General features: G+C 37.4%; 3 protein-coding genes. All 3 read right to left on the reverse strand.

The window, feature by feature from the left end; genetic code table 11:
* Positions 1–6: 6 nt before the first annotated feature.
* Positions 7–771: an S-formylglutathione hydrolase gene (gene fghA / locus B0182_RS12765; protein ID WP_078275280.1), complete on the reverse strand. Its 765-nt coding sequence runs from the start codon at positions 769–771 to the stop codon at positions 7–9.
* 232 nt (positions 772–1,003) lie between these two features.
* Positions 1,004–2,662 (reverse strand): UvrD-helicase domain-containing protein, encoded by a 1,659-nt coding sequence (locus B0182_RS12770; protein WP_078275281.1) that lies wholly within the window; start codon positions 2,660–2,662, stop codon positions 1,004–1,006.
* Positions 2,659–3,434: ATP-dependent endonuclease (locus tag B0182_RS14445; RefSeq protein ID WP_169836099.1), on the reverse strand; the 776-nt coding region annotated here is incomplete at its 5' end. The genes B0182_RS14445 and B0182_RS12770, both read right to left, overlap by 4 nt.

The following is a 3,434-nucleotide window of genomic DNA, read 5'->3' on the forward strand; positions in this document are numbered from 1 at the left end:
TTGTTTTTAACAATACCTAAATTTATAATGCACGCCCAATTTATCCGCCAGTTGACAAAACAAGTCAGGCTTTAATTGCTCGGCTAAAAATTGGTCTTTATCGCCTTGCTCAATCAAAATGGGCAAATTGGGACGGTATTTTTCCAATAACGCCACGCTGTCATAATTCGCCCACACCTGTTTATCGTCGCCCAAATAGGCGGTAAATGCCTTTTGCCCCCAAGCCACTTGCGTGGGAGCAGTTATGGGTGAAAATGCCGACACACTTTGATAATCACTGGAATTTTTAAAGGCAATCGTCAATGCCCCGTGTCCACCCATTGAATGCCCAAAAATGGACTGTTTGCCACTCGTGGGGAAATGCTCGTTAATCAACGCAGGCAATTCTTTGGCAATATAATCATACATTTGATAATGTTTTTCCCAAGGCTCTTGTGTCGCATTGACATAAAATCCCGCCCCTTGCCCCAAATCATAAGCATCATCGTCCGCCACGCTCTCGCCACGGGGCGAAGTGTCGGGAGCAACGACAATCAGGTTATGCTCATCGGCATAACGGGCAAAACCTGATTTGGTAATAAAATTTTGCTCGGTACAAGTTAAGCCAGACAGCCAATATAGCACGGGCAAACGCTCGGTTTTGGCGGTGCTATTTTCAACACAATTCGGCAAATAAATGGCGAAATTCATTTCACAATTTAGGCAGCCTGAAAAATGTTGCCAAATTTGTTGTTCACCATTAAAAATGCGGTAGGTTTCAAGGTGTTTCATTGTTTGCTCCGTGTGGTTACCCTGTCAAATGTGCTTATTATACAAGGATTTGACTTATTATAAAAATTGATAATTGTGATATGTGGGTATTAGTGTTTGTGATATTTAATATTTTTTCAGGCTGCCTGAATAGGTTTTGTAAAGATTGCTGTCTGAAAATAATCTTTTTTTCAGACAGCATTACTGGAATCATCAAAGAAAGTGGTAATAGAATCGTCTAAATGTATTAATTTTACGTATTTTCCAAGTATTTCCAATATTCCTTGTGTTTATTTCGATTGACATTCCATCGTTGAGTATATCCTTGTGGTTTTTCTCTTTCCTGAGAATATGTTAATAAAAGCCGCTGTTTGGCACGAGATACGCCGACAAAAAAAGTACATCTTTCTTCCTCGGCATTGCCCCAAAAAGTTTCTTTTTCTATACCCAACATAATAACAGAATGAAATTCCAGTCCCTTACTTTTATGAATTGTCAAAATCCTAACAGCCTGATCTTCAGAAAAGCATCTTAATGCTCTGACCAAATCTTGTTCTTTTTGAAAAAACTCATCAATATGTTTTTTGGTCTCTTGAATAATCTCTTTTAACCTATTCTTGGATTCGTAGTCTGGTGATAATGCCACAATAGTTTCAATACTCAGCTTTTGTAGAAAAGATTTAACGCTTTTCCACCAATCCGAATATTTATTTCCATTTTGTATTGCTTGTTTAACTTTTCTTTGTTGCTCACTAAAAAAATTGTGGAAGTAAAAACGTTGGCTAAATTCAAATTCCTCATCATCAGTAAACGGAATAAGCTGTTCTTGCAGACGAATCCAGGCATTGGGTTCTTTTTCCCCATATAAGCATAGTAGATAATCAACAATCAATCTTGTAATTGGCTCAGTGGAAATATCTTGTAGTTGCTGTTCATTTCGATAAGGAATTTGTCTTTTATCCAATTCTTGCATAATAAGCTGTCCATATAAATCGGCTTGTTTTGAAATCAAGATTGCAATTTCTGATAATAGTACTTTTTCTTCATTTGACCATTGCTGAATAAAATCAGCTAGCTGTGTTGCTTCATCTGAACTGCTATGATATTCACAAGCAATGATTTTTCCTTCATCGCCAAGTAGTTGTTCATCTGGCATGACAGAATTTGGATCCATTTTTTGGATAATTTTATTTTGCAGTCTAAGCAGAACTGGTTTAGATCTAAAATTGCGGTACATATTCAATGGTACTGCTGAAAAATCTTGAGCAAATGTTTGAAAAATGCCCTCTAATGCTCCAGCCCAAGCCATAATCTTCTGTTTGGTATCACCAACGGCAGTTGGACGAACATGGGTACCTTGAAACGCCAATTTAATCAACTCATATTGAAGGTTTGTGCAATCCTGAAATTCATCTAAAAACACATCTGAATAGGTTTGACGAATAGCGTTTCGAGCAATTTCTGAGCTCTTTAAAATTTCAATGGCTAAAGGAACTAGATCATTAAAAGTAATTTGCTCCCCTGCCACTCTTTGATCCCCAATTGTGTAGCCTGCTTTGAGAGAATCTTGACCTGTTAATACCACTCTAAACCTGTCAATAATTCGCTTGGCAAAAGCGTGGAAAGTGTAACTATCAAAACGCGATGATAATTCATGCCCACATCTTCGTTTAACACGCTCTTTTAGATTCATGCTAGCATCAACCTTAAATGAAATAGCAAGAATTCTTTTTGGGTAACGACAAGTTCCTGTGCGAAACAAAAAGTCAGCACGCTGTGCGAGCATTTCTGTTTTTCCAGCACCAGGTCCTGCCGTCAGAGCAAGGCATTTTTCTTGCTCCAAAACAGCTTTCATGGCATTTGGTTCTAATGTCAAACCATCGGCAGGTTTCCATTGTTCTACTGGAATCATTCAGGAATCTCCCGTAATTTTTCTTTCACTTTATCCGCAAGACGAGACAACTCTTCAGGCATGTTTTGCAATAACTCTTCATCAGTTAAATTAGCAAGAGCTTTAAGATGATTTGCTGGTTTGCTTCCCAAGTTAAATAATTTATGGTAACTGGCAAAAAGTTTCTGTTCGTCTTCACTATATTGTTCAGGATTATATCTCTTTTCCCCCAAAACAGATGTAAGCAACTTATCATTGGGTAATTTATTAGTGTCTTTTAATTCAAATTTAGATGAATATGCTTTAAGCATGGAAAAATCTAAATCCATTGGATAGGAAAAAAACACCCCCAAACTCTCTAAGCCAGCAAAAAGATTCCGCTCTTGACCTTGTCCATCTTGATATGTATGATTTGTCCTAATTTCAGATTCATTCCATTTTGGAATAGTGTCTTCCTTTAAAAATGCTCCATCAGAATGTTGCGATAATTGATCATTTACATATTTAATTCTTCCCCAACCACCACAATATCTACCAACATCCAAATCCAATAAAGTCACATAAGGAATATCTAACTGAGACAGTAGTCGCCAAAAATGATTAACATGTCTCCCTCCTAAAGGAGCTATCGTAATCGCTGACTCATCAACAGGAATACCTTTAGCACTAAAAATTCTTGGCAAAACAATTTCTTCACTATCTCCTTCTCCCAAAACAACCAGTCGAGAAAAGTAAATTTCAGGAAAAGCTTGTACCGCTTCTTGTACAAATTTAGGCAGTGGTTCAAAAAGTA

Origin of the sequence: Moraxella bovis (assembly GCF_002014975.1) — a bacterium.
Taxonomy (GTDB): Bacteria; Pseudomonadota; Gammaproteobacteria; order Pseudomonadales; family Moraxellaceae; genus Moraxella; species Moraxella bovis.

What these genes read in the sequence shown, in the direction of transcription:
- fghA (WP_078275280.1), bottom strand. Translation starts at nt 771, where the DNA reads ATGAAACACCTTGAAACCTACCGCATTTTTAATGGTGAACAACAAATT.
- B0182_RS12770 (WP_078275281.1), bottom strand. Translation starts at nt 2,662, where the DNA reads ATGATTCCAGTAGAACAATGGAAACCTGCCGATGGTTTGACATTAGAA.